Source organism: Phenylobacterium immobile (ATCC 35973), from assembly GCF_001375595.1.
GTDB classification, from domain to species: domain Bacteria; phylum Pseudomonadota; class Alphaproteobacteria; order Caulobacterales; family Caulobacteraceae; genus Phenylobacterium; species Phenylobacterium immobile.
Genome location: NZ_CVJQ01000001.1, coordinates 1,511,868 through 1,535,717 on the forward strand (window position 1 = coordinate 1,511,868; position 23,850 = coordinate 1,535,717).

Sequence of the window (23,850 nt, forward strand, 5' to 3'; positions counted from 1 at the left end):
ACGTCGTCCCGTTTTCGCGTCTCGCCGGAGGCGAGACTGTCAACGGGACGAGCAAGAAGCGGCGATATCGTACTGATTCAATAGGCTTGAGGGCGTAGTAGGGCTGTAGCGTACAATGGCAGGGAAACGGCGGTTCACTCCTCGTCGGGATCTGCGCTCGTGGTTGCCGGAACGTCCTGAACGATCTCGTCGGCGAAGCTGCGCCCCTTGGCGAGGCGTCGCCCCAGGGTTTCAACAAAGCCCTCGAAGCGTTCGCGGCCCTTTGCTTGAGCTGCCGCTTGAGCTGTGTCGGGGAGCGGCGGCACGGCCGTCAGCCAGAAGCGCACAAAAAGAGCCAATGTTTCGTTGCTGATCATGATGTGGCGCTCAAGCCGGTCGATCTGGCGGGTCATGCGATCGAGCCGTCTCGCCAGCGCCGCCTCCAGGCGGTCGGCGCCGTCTGGTGATAGGTGGGATGACAATGCGGCTTGCACCACGTCGCCCTGGGCGACCCGCCGGCGCCGGGCATAGTCAGCCAAATCCCGGCTCAGCTCAGCGGGAAGGCGGAATGTCTGTTTGATCCTGGGAGGCGGCTTCACAATACGATCCCATCATCAGGATCGAGTGAAGCCTGGCGCGCCATGCCACGCATTCGCGCCTGCAGCGTCTGAGCGCGAAGGGCGTTGTCGTCAGGTTCGTCGTCCAGGGCGTCGAACTCGCGCACGGGCAGCGGTGTCTCCGGCGCGATTGCCTCATGCGCGGGAATTTCCGGCTCCCGCCGGATTCCGGCATTGGCAGAATCGTCGGCGTCGCCATCGACGGCATCATCCCCTGAAGTTCTTGCCGCGGTCGGCGCAAATGGCAGCGGCGCCAGCGCGCTCCAATCATCGCTCTGCGCGCCAACCTCCTCGCGCTGGGTCGGTTCGGTGGGAGGAGGCAGTAGTCGCGCCTTGAGTTGGCGATCCTCATAGTAGCGCGCCTTCGTCGCCCGGACCGGGAAGAGTCCTGAAACGAGCACGATCGCGTCGCTCGGCGGGAGCTGCATGATTTCGCCCGGGGTCAGCAGCGGCCGCGCTGTTTCCTGACGCGAAACCATCAAATGGCCGAGCCAGGGCGACAGACGATGGCCGGCATAGTTGCGGGCATCGCGGATCTCGGTCGCGGTTCCCAAGGCATCGCTTACACGTTTGGCCGTGCGCTCGTCGTTGGTCGCGAAACTCACTCGCACATGGCAGTTGTCGAGGATCGCATTGTTCGGCCCGTAAGCCTTTTCGATCTGGTTGAGACTTTGAGCGATGAGGAAGCTGCGGATGCCGTAGCCAGCCATGAAGGCAAGCGCCGACTCGAAAAAGTCCAGGCGACCGAGTGCGGGGAACTCGTCGAGCATCAGCAGCAGGCGGTGGCGCCGTCCCTTGGCGGCAAGGTCCTCGGTCAAGCGTCGCCCGACCTGATTGAGGATCAGCCGGATCAGGGGCTTGGTGCGCGATATGTCGGATGGCGGGACAATCAGATAGAGCGTGACCGGGTCTCGCCGATCAACAAGATCAGAAATCCGCCAATCGCATCGGCGCGTCACGCGCGCGACGACAGGGTCGCGGTAGAGGCCGAGGAACGACATCGCGGTCGACAGCACGCCCGATCGCTCGTTTTCGCTTTTGTTCAACAGTTCGCGCGCGGCCGACGCAACGACAGGATGAACGCCGTCATCGCCAAGATGCGGAGTCGTCATCATGGCGCGCAGCGTCGTATCGATGGGACGCCTGGGATCCGAAAGGAAGTTGGCAACGCCCGCCAACGTCTTGTCGGCTTCGGCATAGAGGACGTGCAGGATCGCGCCGACGAGCAGGGCGTGACTGGTTTTTTCCCAGTGATTGCGTTTCTCGAGTGCGCCCTCGGGATCAACTAGAATATCGGCGATGTTCTGCACGTCGCGCACTTCGGAGGGGCCGCGCCGGACTTCGAGCAGAGGGTTGTACGCATCCGAGCTGATATCGGTGGGGTCGAAGCGCAGGACGTGGCTGAACCGGTTGCGCCACCCCGCCGTCAGTCCGAAATTTTCGCCCTTGATGTCGTGAACAATACAGGCGCCCGGCCAGGTAAGCAGGGTCGGGATGACGAGGCCGACCCCCTTACCGGACCGCGTCGGCGCAAAACAAAGCACATGCTCGGGACCATCATGGCGCAGATACCGCTGGTGAAAGCGACCGAGAATGACGCCGTCGTCGCCAAGCAATTTGGCGGTTCGCAATTCGCCAGGCGTCGCCCAGCGCGCCGACCCGTAGGTCGTGACATTCTTCGCCTCACGGGCACGCCATACAGACATGCCGACCGCGACCGCGATCGACGCAAATCCGCCTGCGGAGGCGATGACAGCGCCTTGATAAAAGATCTTGGGGGCGTAGGCGTCGAAAAAATACCACCACCAGAAGAACGCGGGCGGCGCGTAAATCGGATGCCCCATAAGGACAAACCATGGTCGTCCCAGTTCGGGCTGATAACCCAACTGCCATGCGGTCCATTGCGTGGCCCCCCAGACCGAAGCCAGCACAATGAGGGCGACAATCAGAACCTGGCCCCAGAGGATTTTGGTCGCGGACATAAGGAAACTCCCGCAGCGCAGGCGCTGACGGTGGGGTGAGCGTCTGGCGTTGCAAGGGCATTGTCAGTCGCGTCGTAGGATCGGCTAGGCTGTCGTGCAGAACGGCGGGGTCAGCCGATGCCGAGCCCTCGCTTGCGACCCATCGACCAATCGACGCCCCCGCCAGGAAGCATCACGCCTGTGACTTGGCGGCCGAGATGCTGATCGAGGGCAGGCTTCCAGGGCACGAGCTCAAAGCCCAGGCCGTTGTCGATCATGGCGAAGCGGCCTGAGGCGAGGTTGACGCGCTGGCGGTAGAGGCCGGCGACATGATTGCCCGGCTCCGAGGGCCGATAGGGAAGGCCGGTCTCGTTTGCCAGATGACCTGAGGCATTGGCCAGCTCGCTTTGTCTCAGCGTATCAATCAGGTCGCGTGCGAAGACCGCGCCTTGGAGGCGTCGATTGGCCAGACCCACTGCGGCGAGTGTGTCTGTGCGCTGATCGAGCGCCTCGCGAACTTCGGCGCCGAACCCTGTGCTGGCGACTGGCGGCGGATCTCGGCCGACGAGATGACGATCGAGCCAGGTCGCACCGGTGGCGGACACCTGTTCGGCCAGATCGTAATCCGATCGCACCGAGAGGGTGAGACGCCGCTGATTGTCCGCGCCGGTGAAGGGACGCACCTCCACGATTGCACCGATCTTGGCATCACCTGTGGCTTCGATGCTCGGTAGCCGGACGTGATGGGTTCGGCCATCGATCCCATCGATGACGACGTAGCCGGTTCCTGCCAGTTCATCTTGGAGGCCGCGATCAACGAGGCGACCGAGGACGTTCGGCGAGCCCTCGCCGTGAATTGCGAAGTCGGCGACGCCGCGCGATTGACCTTGCCGATCGAGCGCCCGATGCATCGTTTTGATGATGTCTCCGCGTTCGCCTAACGCCCGAAGAGTCGTCTCGGCGTCGGGTGCGATGGTCCATTGCGCGGGGCCAATCTGATCGGTGATGCCGAGGCGCTGCAGATGCTGGGCACGGCCGACCAATAGATCGTGCAGGTCTTTGTCGCCGTGAGCGTGCCCACCAGGACGGAGATCGATGACGCCGCCGGTGTCGTCCGCATAGTCGCGCAAGGTTCGATCCAGGCGGGTCCACCGCTCCGCACTGACCTCACGCCGCAGGGTCACGCTGACCTCTTGGTCGCTTCGCGGCCCAAGCTCAAGTGACACGAGCCGCTCAGCCTGACCCCGCAGACCGCGACTGATATAGTCCCGGCTGATAACGAGGTCGGCGCCATCCTGATCACGCCCGCGTACCAGGAGATGGACATGAGGGTTGTCGGTGTTGTGATGTGTGACCGCGACCCAATCGAGCCTGGTTGCCAGATCTGCTTCGGCCTGCGCCATGAGGTCGCGCGTGAATTCTCGGAGGTCGCTCATCTGCGCCGCGTCCTCGGGTGAGACGATGAACCGAAAATGGTGGCGATCCTCTTCGCACCGTTCGGCAAAGGCTCGGCCATCAGCATGGTCGCTCGCGCGATCAAACAGTTGACCGGGACGACCGTCTCGGTTCGTCCCGTCGCGTTGAAGGTAGGTCAGGTGAGTGGAAAGCGGGGCGGCGCGAAAGTGACTGCCACGGTGACGTGCGACGCGCGTCTTGATCAGCACCCGGCGTGAGGGACTGCGTAGCGCCGCTCGCGCGGTCGCAGCGCGGCCACGGCCGAACGAAGATTGCCGGACGCTGACGCTGGAAAACCGTCGTCCGCCATGTCCGGCCCGGCTGGCCGCTCGCATGACTTTGGCCACGAAGCTTTTGGCTTTGCCCCCAGGTGTTCCACCGTCACGGCTTCGACCGGGCCGGATACGCAGGTCGTCGTCACCCCGCTTCATCGGCTCATGTCCTGCGGCAAGCGCTTACTGGCGTCTAAGCAAATGAAATGAAATCGAAAAATCCGAGAATGTCTGGCAGGGTATCGGCGGGAGCCAGACAAAAAAATCCAAGAATACCAACCGCATAGACCCAAGCCGCAGGCAGGGCTTTTATCTTGCCCTCTGCTCTGTTTCCGACAGTTTCTACCCCGACCAACTTGCCCGTCACCGCCGACAATACGCAATTGCCGCCGATGCCCGCCCAGCACACGATTTCGCAGGCGGTGCTTCATTGCGCGGACCGGGCTTCGTTCCGCGCAACGAAAAGGGGGCTTTCGGCCGGGAGGAGCGACCGACGGGAAGGCGCTGGCGAAGACGACGTTTGTGCAGCCCCGGTGGCGACAGATGGATCGTCTCGAAACATCGGCGGTGCATTGGAAGCGGTAGGCGATGGCGCTTGGTCACGCCCCACGCGCGTTGGATTGGCGACGAGAATTTCAAGAATTCGATTTGCGTCGCTGGGCGCAGACTGTGCGACCGAAACACCATTAGCGCGCACAAACAATGGGGCCTCGAAGGGGGAAGGTGGGCGCCTGGCAGCAGGTTCGCTGGCGCTATCCACCGCGGCGAATCCGAGCGCCGGGGCCAGCCTCGACAGATAATTGACGGTCTCTGCAGGTAGGGGACGGCTTCCGTTGAGGTGGCTTTCCCAGCGCCCTGGCCCAGCATTGTAGGCCGCCAAAAAGCCGGGCGCTCCGTAGCGATCGTACATCTGGCGCAGATAGGCCGTGCCCGCGAGAATGTTGTTGCGGACGTCGAAAGGGTCCATGCCAATCCCGAGTTGCTGGCGCAATTCGGCGTAGGTCGCGGGCATGACTTGCATCAGCCCGATCGCGCCGGCGCGCGATACCGCGCGGCGATCGCCATTGCTTTCAACGCGCATGACGGCGCGGATCCAAGCTTCGGGAATGCCGAACCGCCGGGAGGCTTCGTCGATGGCCGTCGCTATCGGATCTCCCGCATTCTGTGCTGCTACCGGCTCCTTCGCGGGCGTTGCGTTAGCGCCGACTGTCACGCTCAAGAGCAGCGCGACCGTCGTCAAACCGAGTCGGCTGGCGCGAGGGAATGTCATGATTGCCGATCCTCCGCGGTCCAGAGCGGTCGAGCGACCCCGAGGATGGCACTGGCAGGAAGTGGCCCGAAGTACCGACCGTCCAGCGATCCGGTGCTGTCAGGATTGAGCAGAAAAACCTGATCGGCGGCGAGTGTTTGGCAGCCGCGCCAGACGGGCAGCGGGCGACCCCGTCGATCCCGACTGAGGGCCTCACCTATCATGACGCCGTCGACGGTGATGGTGCGATCACGCCGGCAGACGCGTTGCCCTGGAAGGGCCGCGACATGCTTGAGAAGCGGCACCCCTTCAGGCAGATAGCCGCCCTCCGACAGAAATCGCGCGAGTGGTTCTGGCGGATGGACGACGGCGATATCCATGCGCTCGGGTGAGCGGCGCGGATCAACCGCATACAGGCCGATCGGCACGCTTGCGCTGGCATTCCAGATCACGCGCGGGAGCGGGTGGATGACGGCGGTTATGGCAAGAATGCCGATCGCCGCCGTCGCTGCGGCGAGAGGTTTCCATGGCAATTTCATCGGTTCAGACTCCGCCGTGAAAGCCAGGCCGCGTGCCGTCGAACCGTGTAGGGACGCGGCTCCTCGGCAGCGGCAAGGCGGTTGTGGATGTGTCGCCAGTGGTCCGGACAGGCGTCGGCGGGCTGCACGCCAAGCGCCTCGACCTGATCGATCAGTTGCAGGACGCGCTCGACTTTGGCCCAACCGTTTGCGCGCAGCAGAACCTCACCCCCTGGCGCGACGCCGGGGATGGTCGTGTAGGCTTCGTTCGCATGGCAGGCGCGCAGAATATCGATGCGGGAGACGAGGGTTCCGTGGTCCCCGGCGGCCCACCGGATGAAGGCGAACACGCTGTCGGGCCTGAACCAAAAGGCCCGACGCCGACGATCGAGAATCTCTTCGTCCGCGACATGGCCGAAGCGGATCCAGCGTTCGATCTTGCCCTCAAGATGGAGCAGTTCAACGCGTGTTCTGAGGACGGTATCGGTCATCCGGGCGAACTTTCGTCGTCCGGAAATTCGCGATCGAGCAGCGCGCGCAACATATCGGCGACGGTTTGGCCGTTCCGAAAGGCGATAATCTTGAGTCGGCCGCGCATCGCCGGCGTCACGTCGATGGTGAGGCGCGCCGTATAGCTGTCACGCAGCCCGGATGACGGTCGATCAGGCGCGCGCACCCAAGCGTCTGGGTCGCTGGGACGACGGATGAAGGCCGGCTTGCGAGGATCGGTCATTGCGCCAATCCATCGAGTTCATCGGCCAGCGCCTCGATGTCGCGTGTCGCCATTTGTCCGGTGTCGCTCTCCGACGCGAGGCGGCCGGTGCGTGCCGCGTCGGCGAATGCGACCCGCTGGCCGACACGGCTCGCGAGCATCGGCGGATCCTGGTCAGCCAGTGCCTCTGCGGTTTCGCGGGCAATGACGGTGCGCGCCGCGCAGCGATTGAGGAGCATCCGGGCGCGCAGTTCCGGTCGGAAGATACGGGCTTCGTCGAGCAGCCTGAGCATCTCGCTGGAAGCCCAGCCATCGAATGGCGAAGGCTGAGCCGGAATGAGCACCAGATCGGCTGCGAGGAGTGCGGAACGCGCGATGCCGGCGACTCGCGGTGGGCCATCAATGATCAGATGGTCGGTCTCGCGGGCAAGGTCGGGAAGCTCCTTGTGGAGTGTTTCGCGTGCAAGCCCGAGGACGCCGAAAAGTCGCGGCAGACCTTCGTGCAGCCGCTGATCGGCCCAGTCGAGCGCCGACGCTTGTGGGTCCGCATCGACGACCAGAACGCGCCGGCCACGGGCGCTCCAGGCGCCCGCCAGATGCAAGGCGAGCGTCGTCTTTCCAACGCCGCCCTTCTGGTTGAGGAAGGCGACGATCATCGCGCGCTCCGATCCGCGCGCTGCAGGCCGTGCGGAGCCGCCAACTGCGTTAGAAAGAATCCGAAGGATTCTAGGTTAGAGATGTTAAGGGCGGAGTATCGCGTTGAAATCGCAACGAATATCGGCGATTCCGGTCCTCGATAGCACGAGGCGGCGGTCCCCGATGGCACGATAGCGGCGGTCCTTGATAGCACGACGCAATTCACAGCTTATCCCCAGCGAAAGCGCCGCGCAGCCGGCGAGGGATCGCAAAATCAAGCGGGTCGGTGGTGGGGACGAAGACCAGGCGATCAAAGCCATAGGGACGTTCAAGCGTCAGCTTATAACCCGGCAGGGGCTGGCGGCGGACGATGTCGCGCAGGTCATAAGCGAAGTGCTTGAGCGGGCTCAGCGAGCCGGATTTTGCGTGCAGATGGGTGAGGTCGAAACTCCAGCCACCGGGCTGGCGCCCGCCATGCTTGCGGACGATCCGATAGAGCCAGCGCTCTAGCCCGCCGGTCAGATCGAAATAGGCGCGGTCGATCGTCAGGACCAGAGCATCGTCGAGGACGGCCGAGTAGAACCAGTCGGGCAGGATAAGTTCGACCCCGTAAGGGCGGCCTTTGCTGTCGGACGTTTCCTTCCACTCGTTGATCCAGGAGAAGCGGTGCCGACGCCGTTCACTGGGCTGGCGGATTGTTGTGGCGACGGTCGTTGCCTGAAGACGGTCGAGGCCGGCCTTCAGGCGATCATAGTCTCGCGCTGACGTGCCACGGCCTACGAAGGTCAAGATCTCATAGGGCGTCGCCGCAACCAGCCTCGATGTCCGAAAGCCGTGGTCGCGCGCTTCGACCAACTGACTGGCTGCCCAGATCAGTACATCGGCGTCCCAGATCGTAGCCATACCATGCTCGGGCACGGCCTCGACGCGGATCGCGACGGAGCCTGCCTGAAAGTCGATCGGCTTGAGCCGCTTTGATTTCGCCAGGCTGAAGAATGGGTAGGCCATCAAGTCCTGGGCATCACGCGGCGCCAGATCGCCAGGGATGGCGCGGAAAAGCTCAAGCTGGTCGCGCTCGGGCGTCGGGTGGCGACGCCCCGGCTGGGCGCTCGGTCGCGAGCTCATCGACGGCGCTCGAAGGATGTTTCTTCCGCGTGCCGTTTGGCGGGAAGGACGACGCTTCCGGTCTCGTCTGTCGTGGAAGACTTCGCGCCGCGATCAACCCAGATCTGGAGGTCCTCGACGCGATAAACCACGCGGCCGCCGATCTTGGAGTATCGCGGGCCAGTTCCGTAGGTCCGGTGCTTTTCGAGCGTGCGGCCTGAAAGGCCGAGGAAGCGCGCGGCCTCGGGTGTACGAAGGCAGCGGGGTGGTAATGTCGCGGTCGCGGATGAGGACATGATCGAACCTCCGAAAGATTGCGGCGGCTCTGGCGAGCTGCCGACGGTCGAAGGCGAATGTGGCGAAGTAGGAAAAGGCCGAGGCGGGTCGCAAACGACGCCCCCTGTTTCCGACCCGTCAGCCGGACATTTTCGCGGCCCAGCCGGGCGCCGTGTCAGGATTTCAGGAGCTTGCGGTATCCGCCGGCTGTGAGGGCCAGGCCGTCCCGGATCAGGCGGGCGGTTCGGCTGCGCAGATGATGGTCGTCGAATGCGACGCCCTCTGGCACCTGTTCCGGGCCAAATATGGTCTCTGCGATGTCACGACGTGTGGCGCCGGCATGGCGGGCGTCAACGGCGCGCAGGCTCATCGCCAGACGCTCTCGGCGTGACGCTGGGATCTCGCGTGCATAGGGAAGGCTCTGTTGGCCCGTCAGCGCACGCCATAGGCGAGCCATCGCCTCGATCCGCGTCGGGATGTTGGCATCGAGCGGAACGATCGCCATCAGCGGCGCGTCAAGCGGTAGGCCGGGCGCGAGCTTTGCCGTGCCCGAGGCCTTAGAGGCACCGATCTTTGCGTAAGCGCCATCATCGCTGGCGATATCGTGGCGCAGCGGGAGCTGCCCAGCCGTCACGTCGCCTAGCCCGGTAGTATCGGCGACGAGCTGGATCAGGCGGGGATCATAATTGGCAAGCCAATAGACTTCGGTCTCTTCCGCCGCCCGGCGAGGATCCACCGCGAAATCGCAGGCCCCAGCGCTGCGCCATCAGGTCAGCGGCATCTGCCGAGGAGCGCATCACCGACGCATAGGCCCTTTGGTACGCTGGATTGCGGCGCAGAAATTCCCAGGCCAGATCGGCCGCCGGAAGCTCTTTCGCCCGAAGATAAGGCTCAGAATCTCGCCAGTTACGCTTACTCGACATCGCGAACTCCTTGCACAGGACGCGCCACGGTTGCGCGCCGCTATAGGATTCGGGATGGCATTCTTGGGATTGAACCCCGGTGAGCTAGGCATGGTGTTCGTGAAAACCGATCACGCCGAAATGGATATTTTATCGCGTGATGGCGGGCAGCACGGACGTCAGGCTTTGGGCCAAACAAGCGATTGATACCCCTGCGCGCTGATCCACCGCGCCCGTGCCAAGTGGCTGTCGTAGGTGGCACGCGCCCGCTCAAGGTCGGCGTTCGGATCGACGCCAAAGATCATTTCCACCGCCTCGCGCCAATCAGCGCCGTCGTCGGCGGCATCAATCAGACGCAAATAGGTGGGCATCTGGTCACGATCATAGGCGGTGAGATCGGGACCGTCTGGAGCGAGATCTGAAATCGGCGAGTTGGCCATCACGGGCGAGCGCGGCTGAGAGGGGGCTGAATCACGAGGTTAATGAAACCGCCAAGCGTTGCCGCACAAGCAGTTTTTTGCACTGCGGCACTGCTGAAAATGGGACGCGGTGGCACGCTCACAGCCTTCAAGCCAATGGTCTGTAGAGAATACTCCGTGGTGAAATACTCTACAAGCCAGTGCTGTCTCGTTCATGGAGATACGAGAGGTCCTCGCGCTTAACCTGCGGAATTACCGGCAGGCTCAAGAGCTTTCGCAGGAAGAGCTCGCGCACCGTGCCGAGATCGACCGGACGTATGTCAGTTCATTGGAACGGTGTGTTTATGCCGCCAGCATCGATGTGCTGGATCGGTTGGCGCACGTTTTAGGTGTCGAAGCGGCCGATCTGTTGCGTCGGCCCGACCCCGGAGCGGAACCGGTGCCGGCTTCTAAGACCTAAGCCAAGACCGGTAAGAATACGCGGCGGGGCGAGTCCCCGCCCGGGCTAGCCCGGGCGGGGTGAGAGGCTCAGTCGCCGTTGCGCTTGGCGGCGCGCGACCAGATCAGGCTGAAGGTGTCGCCCTCTTCGTCGTCGAAGAGATTGGCGTAGATCGGAGCGGTGAAGCTGGGATCATCGAGCTTGAGGCCCAGATATTCGCGGCCCTCGTTCGAGGTCTTGCTCCAGGCGGCGCCGATCTCGGCACGGCCGACGTAAACCCGATGGCTCGGCGCGTTGTCGCCGCTGCGGTTCGCCTCGGGGACGATGCGGACGCCCTTGGCCTGGACGCTGAGCGTCACGATCTCGCCGCTGAACTCGTTGCCGCTCTTCTTGAAGGTGCCGATGGTCGCCATGTTAAGTCTCCTTGGATGCTATTTCGAGCACCGCGCCCATCGCGGCCTCGATGGTGATCAAGGGGCCGGAGGCGATCGACGCCGCACCCTTCAGGGCCGCAGCGCAGCGGAGGATGTCGGTCGGGAGACTTTCTTGTCCCGCGAGGAGGCCCGCCGGGCCGGGGAAGAAAGTCGGACGACAGGCGTTGCGGCTGAGGCGATCGAGGCGAAGCCGGCCTTCGGCCAGATCAGTCCATCAAGAGACCGCTTGGGTGTGTGCATTGATAGCCGATCCAACCGGAGACCTGGCGAATGTCCTTGGCTCCAAGCAAGGCAAAAACGCAGACGGCGCATTGTCGGATAGTCCAGCGTACAAAACGGCGCGCACGGCCCGATTGTCGGGGTGGCAGTAGAGAAGTGAAATGCTCATGAGGGTTGTCGATCTTCGCCGAGTCGCCGTGGGAGGCTCCCTGAACGAAAGCGGCAATGGGCAGGCTCGTTTAACCGACAACCGCGCTTAATCGCCAATCTCAGACAAGAAGGGGGCCATAGTCTCCAGCCCCGTTCGCGCCCGGTGCGTCATGGTGATGACCTGAGCTGCTGCACCTGCTCGGGTCGGTCCGGGCGGGGAATCATTCTGGCGAGACGTTATTGCCCTGATAGACGCGCGTCTGAAGGAGTGGCTCGAAAGCCTGCCCCGCGGGGCAAAGCAAGCCGAGCCAAGGCAGTGAGGCTGATCGCTCCAGAGCCGAAAAGGGCAAAGGCTTGGCGCCATCCCTCAGCCGGGATCGCCAGCGCGGCGAGCCCGTGCGTGGCATGATAGCCCGCAATCGCGGCGGGGATCGCGAAGAGACCTGCGACTGCGACGCGGACCAACGTAGACGGGACGAGCGTAAAGACCATTTGGCCTGCGGTAAGCGTGGCGATGCCAGCTAGAAGACCGAGAAAAATAGCGCCGATTGGACCGGCACCGGTATCGGTCGTCGCGAGCCCCACGGACACAGCGGCGAACAGCGGAAGAGCGAAAACGGCGAGGTTGAACAGCAACCAACACATCGCACCCAGTACGATGATCAGCATGATGATGCCCAGAATGATCATGGCGGTGTACTCCGTTGCAAACAGGAACGGTCGCGCCTCCACCACCACCACGGCGCAGCGTCGAGTATAGCCCAAAAGTCGGCTGGGCGGGAGCGCGTTTTTGCGCTTCCGCCCAACAGGTGTGGCTCACGACCAGGGGTCATATTCATGGACGACGCTGTCGGGGTCGCCGTCAAACTCGGCCGAGGGCATGACGCCGAACTCGGATCCTGCCTTGAAAAGGGTGACGCAGACCATGAGGGTCTTTGCGAGGTTCCAGGCGCTACGTTGGGCGAGAGAAAGCGACATCGTTCCGGCTCCTGTCTGGAGGCGGGGACCATCCCCGCTCGACAGGCGCCCGAAGTGTCCGGGACACGGCCGCGGTCACCGCGCCAGGCGTTAGCCCAGCGGCCGCAAGCTCCGCTTAGCGGACCCTTTACGGGTTGACCGTGGAAGGCCGGGCCCGGACCAAGGAAAGCGGCTATGAGAGCGGGGTGGGCAACGACGGGGTAGGGAAGAATGTCAGACGAAGATCTTCTCTCCGAAGCAAAGCAGCGCTTCCTCGACGCTCAGCGAGACGTCGACATCCTCCGACAAAAGATCGCGGTGGCTCAGTGCCCAATACAGATCGGGGACACGGTTACGATCGTTGATGGCGGCAAGACCTACGAGGGTGTGGTCGAGCATGTCGGTCATGCCATGTCTGCTGCAGAGCTACTTGGTCCGGTGGTGGGCGCCCCGACCCTTTGGGCGGCGAGCGGCCACCGCGTGAACAAGACAACGGGCCAGATCGGGAAGTGGTCATTTGCGATTGTCAGCGACAGCGCTGAATTTCTCGACGGCAAATGGGTGATTGCCGAACGCAGTATCGAGGCCTTGCTCGGTCTGGCGCCCCACAACGGGCGCTAGCGTTGGCTGGTCGGCGGCGCTCACGCGCCGCCGCCTTTCCGGAAATCGAACAGCGGGATGCCGAGTTTGCGAGCTTTGTCCGCAAGGTTGTCGGAAATGCCCGATCCTGGGAACACGATGACCCCGATCGGCAGGATGTCGAGGAGTTGGTCATTGCGCTTGAAGGGCGCGGCTTTGGCGTGGCGGGTCCAGTCTGGTTTGAAAGCGACCTGTGCGACGTGGCGATTGTCGGCCCAACAGGCCGCGATGCGCTCCGCCCCCTTGGGGGAGCCGCCGTGCAACAGCACCATGTCTGGGTGTTTGGCGCGGACTCGATCAAGTGCTGCCCAGACCGCCTGATGATCGTTGAAGTCGGAGCCACCCGTAAAGGCGACCTTGGCACCGGCGGGGAGCATCACCTCGTTCTCGGCGCGCTTGCGGGCGGCAATGAAGTCGCGGCTGTCGATCATTGCCGAGGTCAGCGCCTTGCGATTGACCATCGAGCCTGAGCGCGGGCGCCAGGTTGACCGGAGGTGGGTCTCGAACTGGTCGGCTGCCTGATCACGCATAAATTCAAAGGCGTTGCGGCGTTCAATGAGCGTCATGCCTTCGGCGATCTTACGCTCCAGCTCGACGGATTTGACCTCCGAGCCGTCCTGCTCGCGCTGTCCGCGCTTTTGGGCTTGCTCGTTATCATCGAGTTCGCGTTCGATCCGTTCGGCGGCGCGGTGGAAGAGGTTCACGGTCGACCACAGCAGGTCGTCGAGGTCGGGTTCAAGACGTGTGTCTTGGAATGTGGAAGCCAGGGCGTCGAAGATGTCGGCGATCGCGCCACGGACGTGGCGTTCTTCGGGCAACGGCCTGGGATCGGGTTCATCCTCGAAGGGCCTGTGTCCAAAGAGCTGCAGCTCATCGAGGAGGCTGGAGGTGGGGGATTGCTCGTGCAGCGGTTCGAAATCGGGATCGGTGCTCATGGTGTCCTGCCTGTCCGTTTGCCGGCCGCGCCCATCGCGGCCTTCGCAGGCGATGAAGAGCGGGGGCGGAGCGGGCCTGCACCGCCGGTCCGAAGGACCGAGCGGCCGCAGCGCAGCGTAGGACGGCAAAGGCGGGCTATTTTGGCTCGCGATGCAAAGGTCCGCAGGACCGGCGGAAAATAGCCCGCCGCAGCCGTTGCCGACCCGAACCGGCTCCGGTCCGATCGCCCTCTCAGAAGGCCGTGGGCGCCGCGCCTCAAAGAAAAGGCCAGACCGAGCGTTCCTCCCGCTTTACGGACAACAAGCGTCTTCCTGCCGATCACCATCGATCAAGGAAATCGGACAATATCGTCGGGCAGGAGCTGATCGCGGAGCTCGCGCGTGACCGCATCGCGTCCAAGCCGCTGCAGATCGTCGTTGAAGTCGCCGAGGTTGGGTTTCAGGGGAATGACTTGGATCCCCAGGGCGATCGCGCGTTCGGCCAGCGTTTCCTGCGCCCGATCACCGGCCGGATCGGCATCGTGAGCGATATAGAGCCGACGGAGCGTGGGGGGCAGGATCAACGCCGCGAGGTGGTTGGCCGACAGGGCGGCGGCCATCGGTAGGGTTGGCAGGATCTGACGAACCGAAAGCATTGTTTCGATGCCCTCACCGGCAACGAGCACATCCACAGCATGACCGAACCGCACTGCATTGCCCAAGAGCTGCCCCATGGCCCGTCTGGGGGTGGAGATGTCGGCCTTGTGCGAGCCTGAAGGATCGAGCCAGGTCCGATGGGCTCCGGTGATCGTGCCGTCGAGATCGGTGACCGCTGCAATAATGGCTGGCCAGGCGTCGCGCAGGCGATCACGCGGGTCTTCGTCATCACCGCGATACCAGCAGCGAGGATGAAAGCGCAGGGGGTCGCCATGCCGCACATCCGTAATGCCGCGTCGGCGCAAATACGAATGTGCGACTGTGCCCGTGATCGGCTTCGACATCGCAAATAGGCGACGCGCCGCTTCGGGCGACCCTGTTGGCACCGGCGCGGCCGGTCGCCTGTCGGCATGAGACTCGGTTCGTGGCAGGCTGAGGAACAGGCGAGCCTCGTCCAAGGTGTCGCGCAGGCTTTGCAGATTTCGGCAGGCGGCGATCAGGTCGAGCAAATCGCCATGATCGCCCGTCGCGGCGTCGGTCCATTTGCCGGCCGCGCCGCTGCCGGTTTCGACGCCGCGCAGCCGGACATAGAGACTGCGGCCTGGGTTGTTGTTGATGTCGCCGACAAGCCAGTATCGGCCTTCGCGGCGTCCATTGGACAAATAGTGTCGGCAGACCGCCTCGGCGTTACGCGCGAGACGGTCGGCCAGCTCAGCAGCAGGGCCGTGCATTGCCGGTCTCCGGTCACGCTGCGGCATGGCGGGTTGCCGCCCGAGGGGCGATCCGTTCGATAGGGTGCCGACTGAGCAAACCCGCTGTAATCGAAGGACCGTTGCTGCCCGTCGGGATAAACAGGCGCAGCTTCCAGGCGATGATTTCGGAGGTTAAGCCGATGGCTTTCAGCCGCGCGACCATCGCGCTGGTGAAACCCACCAATTCGATCCGTTGAACGCCCATGACGAGCGAACGCCGCAGGGACATCGCATCGGTAAGGTGAAGTGTATCCCCCTTGGTCAGCACGGCGGCAAACGCATCACCTGCAGCCATGCTTACAGGCGCTTCTCCGAAGGCCTGAGCCACCCATGCTGCCGCGACCTGCCGGCCGATCACGCGCTCGCCATCGTCAGTCTGAAGCCGGTAAACCCGACATCCTTCTCCGGGAAGGCGTCGCCAGATGGGCAACAGCAGCCCGGTGACGATGTGCGAGGTGACTTCGGTAAAGGCCGGCAATTCGGCGATTTCCGCAGTCCACGCGTGGGCAAAGCGCTCCGCGTCGACCTCTTCCCAGGCCGATTCCTCAAGAGCGCTTTGCGCCATGGCCATGCGCTCGACTGGGCGGAGCAGCCGGACGCGGCGCTCCACCTCGCCGTCATCGAGCGTCAGACTGGGGGCCGGAATTTGTACCGCTGCCCGCTTCGAACGGTGATTGATCAATAAGCGGCTGTCGCGGTCGGCACCGCGCTCAACCGCTTCGACAAGTGAAATCGGCTGGGTCGGGTTTCGCTCGACGACCGTAAAGACCTGGGTCTCGGCGCCCGTCGCAGGGTGGGTATAGAGTGTGCGGCGCTCGGTGACGCGTAGCGAGTGCGCCGTGATGGTCTCTACGCCGCGATCATAGACGCCGGCGGCGACCGCGCCTTCGATCTTGGCGCGAAGCAAACCTTCGAATACGTCGAAGATCGTGCCTTGCAGGTCGATGGTCAGCGCCAGCATCCGGTTGAGGAATTGCGTGATTGGCGGCAGTTCCTCGCGCAGGGTGCCGTCGCGATCGGTCAGTTTGAGGGCCGTGGCGTCCTCGAACCGTTGTAGCGTGCAGCCCGGCACCTTGCCGAGCAGGAGCAGTGTGTAGAGCTGGCGCAGTGCCGCTTTGGCATAGGCGCTTTCGAGGTTGTCTTCGGCACGGAAGAGACCCTGTCCGCCAGTCTGCCGCTGTCCTTTGGTAATCGCGCCCAACGTGTCGAGCCGCCGCGCAATAGTCGATAGAAACCGCTTTTCCGCTTTCACGTCGGTCGAGATCGGCCTGAAGATGGGCGGCTGAACCTGGTGGGTGCGATTGGTGCGCCCGAGCCCCTGGATGGCCGTATCCGCCTTCCAGCCTGCCTCGAGCAAATAGTGAATGCGCAGCCGCCTGTTCCTGGCGCCAAGGTCGGCATGATAGCTCCGGCCCGTGCCACCCGCGTCGGAGAACACGAGGACGCGCTTGTCATCGTCCTGAAAAGCAGCGGTCTCCGCCAGGTTGGCGCTGCCCGCGCGATTTTCCACACACAGACGCCGTTCGCCGTCCGCGCCGATGCGGGCGACGACGCGGCGGGACCGTCCGGTGACTTCGGCGACCTGCTCGGTGCCGAACCGCTGGACGATCTGATCGAGGGCGCCTTGCACCGGGGCCAGTGCGCCGAGATGCTCGATGAGACGATCGCGGCGTTCGAGCGCATCGCGGCATTGCACGGGCTGGCCATCCCGCATCACCGGCCGCGAGCACAGGTTACCCTCGCCATCGGTATAGGGTTCGAAGAGCTGGGTTGGGAACGAGTGCGCCAGATAGTCCAGGACATATTCGCGCGGGGTGATGTCGACGGCGATATCGCCCCATTCTTCGGTGGGAATGTCGGCGAGTCTCCGCTCGAGCAAGGCTTCGCCTGTGGAGACGATCTGGACGACGCAGGCGTGACCTTCGGCAAGGTCACGGTCGATCGCCGCGATCAGCGTCGGGGTCTTCATGGCGGTAATCAGATGATTGAAGAAGCGCTGCTTGGCGCTCTCAAAGGCCGACCGCGCCGCGGACTTGGCCTGAGCGTTCAGCGTCTTGGTTCCGCCATCCGGCCCGGCACCAGTGATGTTGGCGGCTTCAAGCGCGGCTGACAGATTGTTGTGAATGATCTCGAACGCGCCGGCATAGGCGTCATAGATGCCGGTCTGCTCGGCTGTCAGCCGGTGTTCGACGATCTCATATTCGACCCCTTCGTAGGACAGCGAGCGAGCGGCATAGAGGCCGAGCGCTTTGAGGTCGCGGGCGAGCACTTCCATCGCGCCGACGCCACCGGCCTCGATTGCCTGCACGAACTCGGCGCGGTTGGCGAACGGGAAGTCTTCGCCACCCCACAGGCCGAGCCGTTGGGCATAAGCGAGGTTGTGAACCGTCGTCGCGCCGGTCGCCGAGACGTAGAGTATGCGGGCATCGGGAAGCGCATGTTGCAGGCGTAAGCCAGCCTTGCCCTGCTGCGACGCGGCCTGATCGCCGCGTTCGCCTTTGCCGCCTGCGGCATTCTGCATGGCGTGGGATTCGTCGAACACGATGACCCCGTCGAAGTCGGAGCCCAACCAGTCGACGATTTGTCGGACGCGTGAAACCTTCCCCTCGCGTTCGTCCGACCGTAGCGTGGCATAGGTGGTAAAAAGGATGCCTTCCTCCAGTCGGATGGGCGCCCCTTGGCGAAAGCGGGAGAGCGGCGTCACCAACAGCCGCTCCTGGCCGAGGGCCGACCAGTCGCGCTGGGCGTCCTCAATGAGCGCGTCGGATTTCGAGACCCACAGCGCGCGTCGACGGCCCTTCAGCCAATTGTCGAGAAGGACGCCGGCGACTTGGCGGCCCTTGCCCGCGCCCGTCCCATCGCCGAGCATGAAGCCTCGGCGAAATCGGACCATGCCGTCGGCATCTTCAGGCGCGGCACTGATCTGGTCGAAGGTCGCATCGACTGTCCAGGCGCCTGCCAACTGGCCATCATGGGCTTCGCCCGCATAGATGACGGTTTCAAGCTGGGCATCGGAGAGAAGGCCGGCTTCGATCAATCCCTCCGGCAGGAGCGGAACATAGCTCGGCTTTGGTGGGCACACAGAAGCCATGGACGCGGACTGCACAAGCGGCGTCGGATGGGGGCGAGCTCCATCGATGGCCACTGATTGCAGTCCGTAGCCTTCATAGAGAGCCTCGGTGATCCGATCGGCTGCGGGTTGGGACCAGTCCACCACGGAATAGCGGAGCGGCACGGCTGCGGGGTCGATCGATTGCGACGCAGATCGTGCAGGCGACGCAACGGATTTCCGCAAAGCCGGCTTTGCGGAGACGCGGCTCGGCGTAAAAGCGGCGCTGATGGGCAGGCGCGCGGGAATCGCATTGTCGACCCAGGCCAGAAGCTCGGTCGTACTGGACGCCATGCCGGGTGTGACGGGGAAGCATGACGGGTCATCGGCCGGGAGACGGTCGATCACGGTCAGGCGCGTTTCGGTCGTTGTACCATGCCGAGCATAGACACGGCCGTTGATCGCGGCGGAGAAGACGATTCGGCCCCGCGCCTGAAGGTCGATGAACGCATCGCGCCATGCTGCATCGTAGGGGGACAGGCTCGCCCCAGTGATGGCGACCAGGCGACCGCCTTCGGCGAGACGGGCCAGGGCGGAGTTGATGTGCCGCAGGGCCGCGTCGGCGACGCGGCCTTCGACCTGCGCGGCGACCGAGAAGGGGGGATTCATGAGGACGGCGCTAGGGACGAGCCCGGCGTCGAGATGATCATGGATGTGGGCGGCGTCAAACCGAGTGACGACCGCGGTTGAAAAGAGGTGACCGAGAAGGTCGGCGCGGGTTTCGCCCAATTCATTGAGCGCCAATTCGGCGCCAGTAAGCTCAGCGAAGATTGCAAGCAATCCGGTCCCGGCCGATGGCTCCAGAACAAGATCACCTGGCGTGATCATGGCTGCGCGTGCCGCGATCCAGGCAAGGGGCAACGGCGTCGAGAATTGCTGAAGCGCCTCGCTTTCTATCGAGCGTCGGGTGTGGGTGGGGAGCAGGCCGGCAATCTTGCTGACCACGGCAAGCTGCGAACTAGCCGGACGGCCGCACAGCGCCGGTCCAAATCGGCGCAGGAATGTGATCTGCGCTGCTTCGCACGCCTCATAAGCGTCCTTCCAGGTCCACAGCCCTTCGGCGTCCGATCCGCCAAACGCTGCCTCCATAGTGGTGCGAAGGGCGCGGGCATCGAGCGCCGTGCCCGCGATCAGGGTGGGAAGGAGATCCTGAGCGGCGCGGTGGAGCGCCAGGGCGCGAATGGCCGGCACGCGGCTTGTCACGGTGAGGATTGGGGACGCGAGTGCGGTTGATGTCATGGCGGGTCATCCGGGAGAGCAGGAGGAGGGCAAGCCGATCGGCGCTCTCTCTCGACCGCACCGGCTCGCCCCCTCCCGGCCCCGCTCTCACTCTGTTTCTGCAAAGCCGCCGCCGTCGACCGGAGGCAGATAGGCGTCGAAGGGATTGCCGGGCGCGAGATGGCCGAACGGCGTGAAGACATAGTCTTCGCCGTCTCGGCCGACGGCGCAAAGGACGTAGCGCAGCTCGCGCGTCTCGGCGTCTAGGCATTCCATCAGGGCCAGATCATCATTGCGGGCGGCCTGTAGGAGAGTCTGGAAATTGCGGGAGGCATGGTCGGGGATCGGCATGGCAAGCTCCTGACAAAAGAAAGGCCCGCCAGAAGGCGGGCCGAAAGGTGGGAGTGGAGCGGGGCGGCCGGACGCCGCCCCGCGATGTTCATTCAGCGGCGATGGCGTGCTCGAACCCTGCATCCGGCTCGGGGTCGGAGGCTCCGGTCTCGTCATCCTCGTCTGCGGTCAGGAAAGCCGGCAGCGCTTCGGGCTCCGATCCGTCCGGTTCGAGCAAGACGGGTTGATCGGTTGCGGTGCGCAACGGCTCCGGCAGCCAGCCTGAACCGGCCAGCAGCCGTTCGGCCTCCTTGGCCATATCGCCCTTCTTGAGGTGCTCGATGAGCTGGGCCTCGCGATCACCCTTGCCGTCGCGAACAGCCTCCAGAATGCGCGGCTTGGTCACGCGGCCGAGGTAGGATTCGACCGTCGGGGTCCAGCCTGCGGCTACCATGTCGAGATCGACGACCTGCGCCAACGCGTCAGCATGTTTCATCCTGTCGCCCTGGTTCCAGGACTGGTGGACGGCGTTGATGCTGAAGCTGACGCAGTGGGCGAACAGTGCCCCGCGTCGATCCGTGTCGAAGGTAGTCAACGTCTGCCACAACGCACCAGGGTCCTGAGGCAGCTGATCCGACAAGCTCGCATGGCGCGCGGTGATCGCCTGCGCCGACGCTGTGTCGTTGAGACCAGGCACCTGGTGACCAAAGGCGGAGTGCTTGGCTTCGATCTCTAGGCACGTCGCGGTGCTGAAGCGGTAGAACGTCTTCAGCGCGAGGGCATGAAGGACGGCGAGATAGGCCGTGTCGGGGTCGGCACCCACCGCGTTGCGCAAGGCCAGCGTCCGATGCGCAGTTAGTTCGGTCATCAGCCGCTCGGGCAGCGGCTTGATGGTGTCGTCATCCTCATCGGGTTCGCCGCCGGGCTGGGCTGCGCCGCCGATCGTGATGACGGCGCGCTGGATGCCGGCATCGGGCTCGGAAGGCTCGACGGCATCGTCGGTATCGCCACGGGGGGCATCCGGCTCGGCTTCTGCCTCGTCCTCCGGTCGCACAAACCCGCGTTCGATCTTGAGGCTGCCAGAGCTGTCGAGGCTGACAAAGGCGCCCGCCCGCGCGATGTCAGCAGGATCGAACAATGCCGGTCGGTTCTGGAGATCTTCGAGCGCGGCCTCGATTTCGCCCAGGCGCTGGTCGGCCTCGTCGGGCAGCTCCTCGGCCTCGGCGTAGGTTTCCTCGAGCGCCGCATACTCCTGGCTGAGCGCCTCGTAGGTCGCGTGTTCTTCATCGGTCAGCGAGCTGGTGGAGGGCAAGGCGCGGAGTCCGCGCGTGTGTCCGTAATCGAAACCGATGTCGGCGCTGATCCACTTCCAGCCTTCGGCGGCGACGGTCTCCGCAGCCGCCGCGAGTTTGTCTGAGACCAGACGGTCGAGAAGCGCCGGATCCTGGAACCACCCACCGTCATCGGTCTGGAAGAGGTCACGCGAGATGTCGCCGCCTGCGGCTTCATAGGCTTCCGCGCCGATGAAACGTGCGCGTCGATCGGAAGCGCGCACGGCGCCTTCGGTCAACATGCGCCGGATCTGATAGGCTTCCTTGTAGGGGTTGCGCGCGAGCGCCTCCCAGACCTGTTCTTGGCGCGCATGGTCGTTGGTGACGGTGAAGGCCATCAGCTGGTCCAGGGTCAATTCGTCCTCGGCGTAGAGGGCGAGCAGCTGGTCGGATACGGACGCCAACTTGAGGCGCTGGCGAACGATGGCCGGCGTGACGAAGAAGCGCGCCGCGATTGCCTCGTCGCCTTGACCCTGTTCGCGCAAGGTCTGGAAGGCACGAAATTGGTCGAGCGGATGCAGCGGCTCACGTTGACTGTTTTCGGCGAGCGAATCCTCCTCGGCCGAGATGTCCGCGCTCTCGCGGATGACACAGGGCACGGGTGCTGTCCGCGACAGGCGCTTCTGTTTCACGAGCCGTTCGAGCGCACGATAGCGCCGACCTCCGGCCGGCACTTCGAACATGCCGGTTTCATTGCCTTCGGCATCGACGACCGCGCGGACGTTGAGGCTTTGGAGCAAGGTCCGTCGTGCAATGTCCTCGGCAAGATCTTCGATCGAGACGCCGGACTTGATCCGGCGCACATTGGACTGGCTCAGCACTAGCTTGTTGAAGGGGATGTCCCGCGAGGGGGACAGGACGATCTTCTGGGAAGCCTGGGTCATGGGATATTCTCCGTGACGGGCGGCCGGGAGCCTCTCTCTCGACCCTGACCCGTCACGAAGTCCGTCTCGACCCTCTTACTCTCCTGGACTCCGGCCGAGCTGGCGCGCAGCGGGCGAGGTCACGCCGCTTCCCGATCCTCCTCCCGTGCCGTCGCACTGGGCGCGAAGGCCAGGAGGTAGTCCGCCGCTTTGGAGGCCGCGCTCGCGGCGCGCACGATGGCGCGATTGTCCTCGCGCAGGACGTCGAGCCAGGCGCCGATGTAATCGGCATGGCGCACGGTCGGCGCGATGCCGAGGCTCGCGCAGCAGAAGGCCGACGTCATTTCGGCGACGAGCTCCTCGCGCGAATAGGCCTTCGACCCGAAGCCACCGCTCAGGTCGCGCGCGAGGCGTCCGGGATGGCCCGACCAATGCCCCAGCTCATGCAGGGCCGTGCGATGCCAGTTGATCGGCTCGAAATAGGCCTCGGGCCTGGGGATCTGAATGAAATCAGGACCCGGTGCATAGAAGGCCTTGTCTCCGCCCAGACGCAAATCGGCACCGCTGGCACGAATGAGCGCCTCGACCTCTGGTACGATCAGACCTTCGGGAATGGGTGGGGGCGGCGCCGATAGCCCGTCGGGCAAGCCCTCACATTGGGCGACATTGAACACGGTAAAGCGCTTGAGGAAGGGAATGGCGGCTGGATCGTCACCATTGTCCTGTGCCCGGCGACGCTCGTCATCGGGAATGAAGCGATCGGCATAGACGACGGTGGTGCCGTGTTCGCCTTTGCGGACATTGCCGCCCAGCCCCAAAGCCTGGCGGAAGGTGAGCCAGCCTTGCGTGGCGAAGCCATGTTGAACGACCGCGCCCCAGAGGATCAGGACGTTGATGCCGGAATAGCCACGATCGGTCGCGGCGTTCCGCGGCATGGCAAGTGGCGCCGATACCGTGCTCGAGCCCCAGGGCTGGACCCAGGGGAGGCGGCCTGCCTCCAGCTCGGCAATAATCTTGGTCGTGATCTCGTCGTAGATGTTCGAGCGCTGGGTTCGGGCATGGCCTTTGGAAGCTGGGCGTGTCATCGCGTATCTCCGCGACGGGCCGGCCAGAGAACCTCTCTCGACCTTCAAAACCCGTCACGGCGACAGCCGCAGCCCTCTCCCTCTCATGCGCGCCGGCGGATCCGACAGCTACCTAGTGACCGACACGCGGACCTGATCAAGCAGGCTCCGCGTCAGGGCCAAGGCCTGATCGGGCGACATCGCCAAGCCGCCGGTGGCCACCAATTCGGACAGTCCGTGCCGCTTATAGTAGGGGCTAATAGTGGCGATCAGGGTGGCAAGGTCGGGATGCGCTGGTACAAATCCGACCTGCGCCGCTTCGCCGAGGGCTTTGGCGATGTCATGCCGCACCTCGGTGCGGCAGCGATCGTCGTCCCATCCCCGCTCAACAAGGAGCGCTTTGAGCCCGAGTTCGAGCGCATAGCCGACATTCTGTAAAAGCGGTTCTCGGCAAAGCCGGGCTTCAGGTTCGGCGACGTGATCGGCCATGACTAGGAAGCTCGCTGCCCGTTCGAGCAGATGTGCCTGAAGCGTGGGTTTCATCGCGTGAGTCTAATGCTGACGGTCAGAGACAACGCACGTCGCTGCGAATGGATTCCGCCTTCAGGATTGGTTGCCACCGCGGGGGCGTTGCGGGGCGATCCCCGCAGAAGGGGTCGGGCGAGACGTGTCGT

At 64.1% G+C, this 23,850-nt stretch carries 25 protein-coding genes; 2 read left to right on the forward strand and 23 right to left on the reverse strand.

Going from position 1 to position 23,850, the window contains the following annotated elements; genetic code table 11:
• Positions 1–134: 134 nt before the first annotated feature.
• The 13 genes from BN1313_RS07300 to BN1313_RS07360 form a co-directional block, all read right to left on the reverse strand.
• Positions 135–578 (reverse strand): CopG family transcriptional regulator, encoded by a 444-nt coding sequence (locus tag BN1313_RS07300; protein WP_091738423.1) that lies wholly within the window; start codon positions 576–578, stop codon positions 135–137.
• The gene (locus BN1313_RS07305) at positions 575–2,578 is read right to left on the reverse strand and encodes a conjugal transfer protein TraG (protein WP_091738426.1); all 2,004 of its coding nucleotides are present in this window, start codon (positions 2,576–2,578) and stop codon (positions 575–577) included. Before BN1313_RS07305 ends, BN1313_RS07300 begins: the two co-directional genes overlap by 4 nt.
• A 110-nt stretch (positions 2,579–2,688) precedes the next feature.
• A complete protein-coding gene (locus BN1313_RS07310; RefSeq protein ID WP_245620128.1) occupies positions 2,689–4,221 on the reverse strand; it encodes a relaxase/mobilization nuclease domain-containing protein in 1,533 nt (510 codons plus the stop codon).
• A 490-nt stretch (positions 4,222–4,711) separates the two neighbouring features.
• Positions 4,712–5,554: a lytic transglycosylase domain-containing protein gene (locus BN1313_RS07315; protein ID WP_091738431.1), complete on the reverse strand. Its 843-nt coding sequence runs from the start codon at positions 5,552–5,554 to the stop codon at positions 4,712–4,714.
• Complete coding sequence (locus BN1313_RS07320; protein WP_091738434.1) at positions 5,551–6,072, reverse strand: S26 family signal peptidase; 522 nt, start codon at positions 6,070–6,072, stop codon at positions 5,551–5,553. The genes BN1313_RS07315 and BN1313_RS07320 overlap by 4 nt, the downstream gene beginning before the upstream one ends.
• Positions 6,069–6,542 carry a DUF2840 domain-containing protein gene (locus BN1313_RS07325; RefSeq protein ID WP_069321286.1) on the reverse strand — a complete coding sequence of 158 codons (474 nt, stop codon included), beginning with the start codon at positions 6,540–6,542 and terminating at the stop codon, positions 6,069–6,071. The genes BN1313_RS07320 and BN1313_RS07325 overlap by 4 nt, the downstream gene beginning before the upstream one ends.
• The gene (locus BN1313_RS07330) at positions 6,539–6,784 is read right to left on the reverse strand and encodes a hypothetical protein (RefSeq protein WP_091738437.1); all 246 of its coding nucleotides are present in this window, start codon (positions 6,782–6,784) and stop codon (positions 6,539–6,541) included. Before BN1313_RS07330 ends, BN1313_RS07325 begins: the two co-directional genes overlap by 4 nt.
• Entirely contained in the window at positions 6,781–7,419 is a 639-nt protein-coding gene (parA, locus tag BN1313_RS07335; RefSeq protein ID WP_091738440.1) for a ParA family partition ATPase, read from the reverse strand. The genes BN1313_RS07330 and parA overlap by 4 nt, the downstream gene beginning before the upstream one ends.
• 202 nt (positions 7,420–7,621) lie before the next feature.
• Positions 7,622–8,524, reverse strand: a complete 903-nt coding sequence (locus BN1313_RS07340; RefSeq protein WP_091738443.1) for a replication initiator protein A — start codon at positions 8,522–8,524, stop codon at positions 7,622–7,624.
• The gene (locus BN1313_RS07345; RefSeq protein WP_091738446.1) at positions 8,521–8,799 is read right to left on the reverse strand and encodes a helix-turn-helix transcriptional regulator; all 279 of its coding nucleotides are present in this window, start codon (positions 8,797–8,799) and stop codon (positions 8,521–8,523) included. Before BN1313_RS07345 ends, BN1313_RS07340 begins: the two co-directional genes overlap by 4 nt.
• A 155-nt stretch (positions 8,800–8,954) precedes the next feature.
• Positions 8,955–9,515, reverse strand: coding sequence for a DUF2285 domain-containing protein (locus tag BN1313_RS16525; RefSeq protein WP_176695935.1), 561 nt, complete (start codon positions 9,513–9,515; stop codon positions 8,955–8,957).
• On the reverse strand, positions 9,460–9,702 hold the full coding sequence (locus BN1313_RS17085) for a transcriptional regulator domain-containing protein (protein ID WP_091738451.1): 243 nt from the start codon (positions 9,700–9,702) through the stop codon (positions 9,460–9,462). The genes BN1313_RS16525 and BN1313_RS17085 overlap by 56 nt, the downstream gene beginning before the upstream one ends.
• Positions 9,703–9,860: 158 nt before the next feature.
• Complete coding sequence (locus BN1313_RS07360) at positions 9,861–10,121, reverse strand: DNA -binding domain-containing protein (RefSeq protein ID WP_091738453.1); 261 nt, start codon at positions 10,119–10,121, stop codon at positions 9,861–9,863.
• 193 nt (positions 10,122–10,314) lie between these two features.
• Here BN1313_RS07360 and BN1313_RS07365 point away from each other — a divergent pair, with 193 nt between their 5' ends.
• The gene (locus BN1313_RS07365; RefSeq protein WP_091738456.1) at positions 10,315–10,560 is read left to right on the forward strand and encodes a helix-turn-helix domain-containing protein; all 246 of its coding nucleotides are present in this window, start codon (positions 10,315–10,317) and stop codon (positions 10,558–10,560) included.
• Positions 10,561–10,628: 68 nt separating this feature from the next.
• Here BN1313_RS07365 and BN1313_RS07370 read toward each other — a convergent pair whose 3' ends face one another.
• The 3 genes from BN1313_RS07370 to BN1313_RS16530 all read right to left on the reverse strand — a co-directional run bounded on the left by BN1313_RS07370 (position 10,629) and on the right by BN1313_RS16530 (position 12,320).
• Positions 10,629–10,952, reverse strand: a complete 324-nt coding sequence (locus BN1313_RS07370) for a DUF736 domain-containing protein (protein WP_069321281.1) — start codon at positions 10,950–10,952, stop codon at positions 10,629–10,631.
• A 627-nt stretch (positions 10,953–11,579) separates the two neighbouring features.
• On the reverse strand, positions 11,580–12,032 hold the full coding sequence (locus tag BN1313_RS07380; protein ID WP_218054330.1) for a hypothetical protein: 453 nt from the start codon (positions 12,030–12,032) through the stop codon (positions 11,580–11,582).
• Positions 12,033–12,158: 126 nt separating this feature from the next.
• Positions 12,159–12,320 (reverse strand): hypothetical protein, encoded by a 162-nt coding sequence (locus BN1313_RS16530; RefSeq protein WP_173655763.1) that lies wholly within the window; start codon positions 12,318–12,320, stop codon positions 12,159–12,161.
• 210 nt (positions 12,321–12,530) lie between these two features.
• On the opposite strand from BN1313_RS16530, the gene BN1313_RS07385 reads away from it, so the two are divergent.
• Positions 12,531–12,920 (forward strand): hypothetical protein, encoded by a 390-nt coding sequence (locus BN1313_RS07385; RefSeq protein WP_091738460.1) that lies wholly within the window; start codon positions 12,531–12,533, stop codon positions 12,918–12,920.
• A gap of 20 nt (positions 12,921–12,940) precedes the next feature.
• On the opposite strand, the gene BN1313_RS07390 is transcribed toward BN1313_RS07385, so the two are convergent.
• The 7 genes from BN1313_RS07390 to BN1313_RS07420 all read right to left on the reverse strand — a co-directional run bounded on the left by BN1313_RS07390 (position 12,941) and on the right by BN1313_RS07420 (position 23,719).
• Positions 12,941–13,756 (reverse strand): DUF2493 domain-containing protein, encoded by an 816-nt coding sequence (locus BN1313_RS07390; RefSeq protein ID WP_425414998.1) that lies wholly within the window; start codon positions 13,754–13,756, stop codon positions 12,941–12,943.
• Between the two features lie 446 nt (positions 13,757–14,202).
• The gene (locus tag BN1313_RS07395) at positions 14,203–15,267 is read right to left on the reverse strand and encodes a DUF7146 domain-containing protein (RefSeq protein ID WP_245620129.1); all 1,065 of its coding nucleotides are present in this window, start codon (positions 15,265–15,267) and stop codon (positions 14,203–14,205) included.
• Complete coding sequence (locus BN1313_RS07400; protein WP_091738469.1) at positions 15,254–19,609, reverse strand: strawberry notch-like NTP hydrolase domain-containing protein; 4,356 nt, start codon at positions 19,607–19,609, stop codon at positions 15,254–15,256. The genes BN1313_RS07395 and BN1313_RS07400 overlap by 14 nt, the downstream gene beginning before the upstream one ends.
• Positions 19,610–19,696: 87 nt before the next feature.
• Positions 19,697–19,939 (reverse strand): DUF6117 family protein, encoded by a 243-nt coding sequence (locus tag BN1313_RS07405; protein ID WP_091738472.1) that lies wholly within the window; start codon positions 19,937–19,939, stop codon positions 19,697–19,699.
• Positions 19,940–20,027: 88 nt separating this feature from the next.
• Positions 20,028–22,133: a ParB/RepB/Spo0J family partition protein gene (locus tag BN1313_RS07410; RefSeq protein WP_091738475.1), complete on the reverse strand. Its 2,106-nt coding sequence runs from the start codon at positions 22,131–22,133 to the stop codon at positions 20,028–20,030.
• 119 nt (positions 22,134–22,252) lie between these two features.
• Positions 22,253–23,197: an ArdC family protein gene (locus BN1313_RS07415; protein ID WP_091738478.1), complete on the reverse strand. Its 945-nt coding sequence runs from the start codon at positions 23,195–23,197 to the stop codon at positions 22,253–22,255.
• 108 nt (positions 23,198–23,305) lie between these two features.
• The gene (locus BN1313_RS07420) at positions 23,306–23,719 is read right to left on the reverse strand and encodes a hypothetical protein (RefSeq protein ID WP_141653100.1); all 414 of its coding nucleotides are present in this window, start codon (positions 23,717–23,719) and stop codon (positions 23,306–23,308) included.
• Positions 23,720–23,850: the final 131 nt, after the last annotated feature.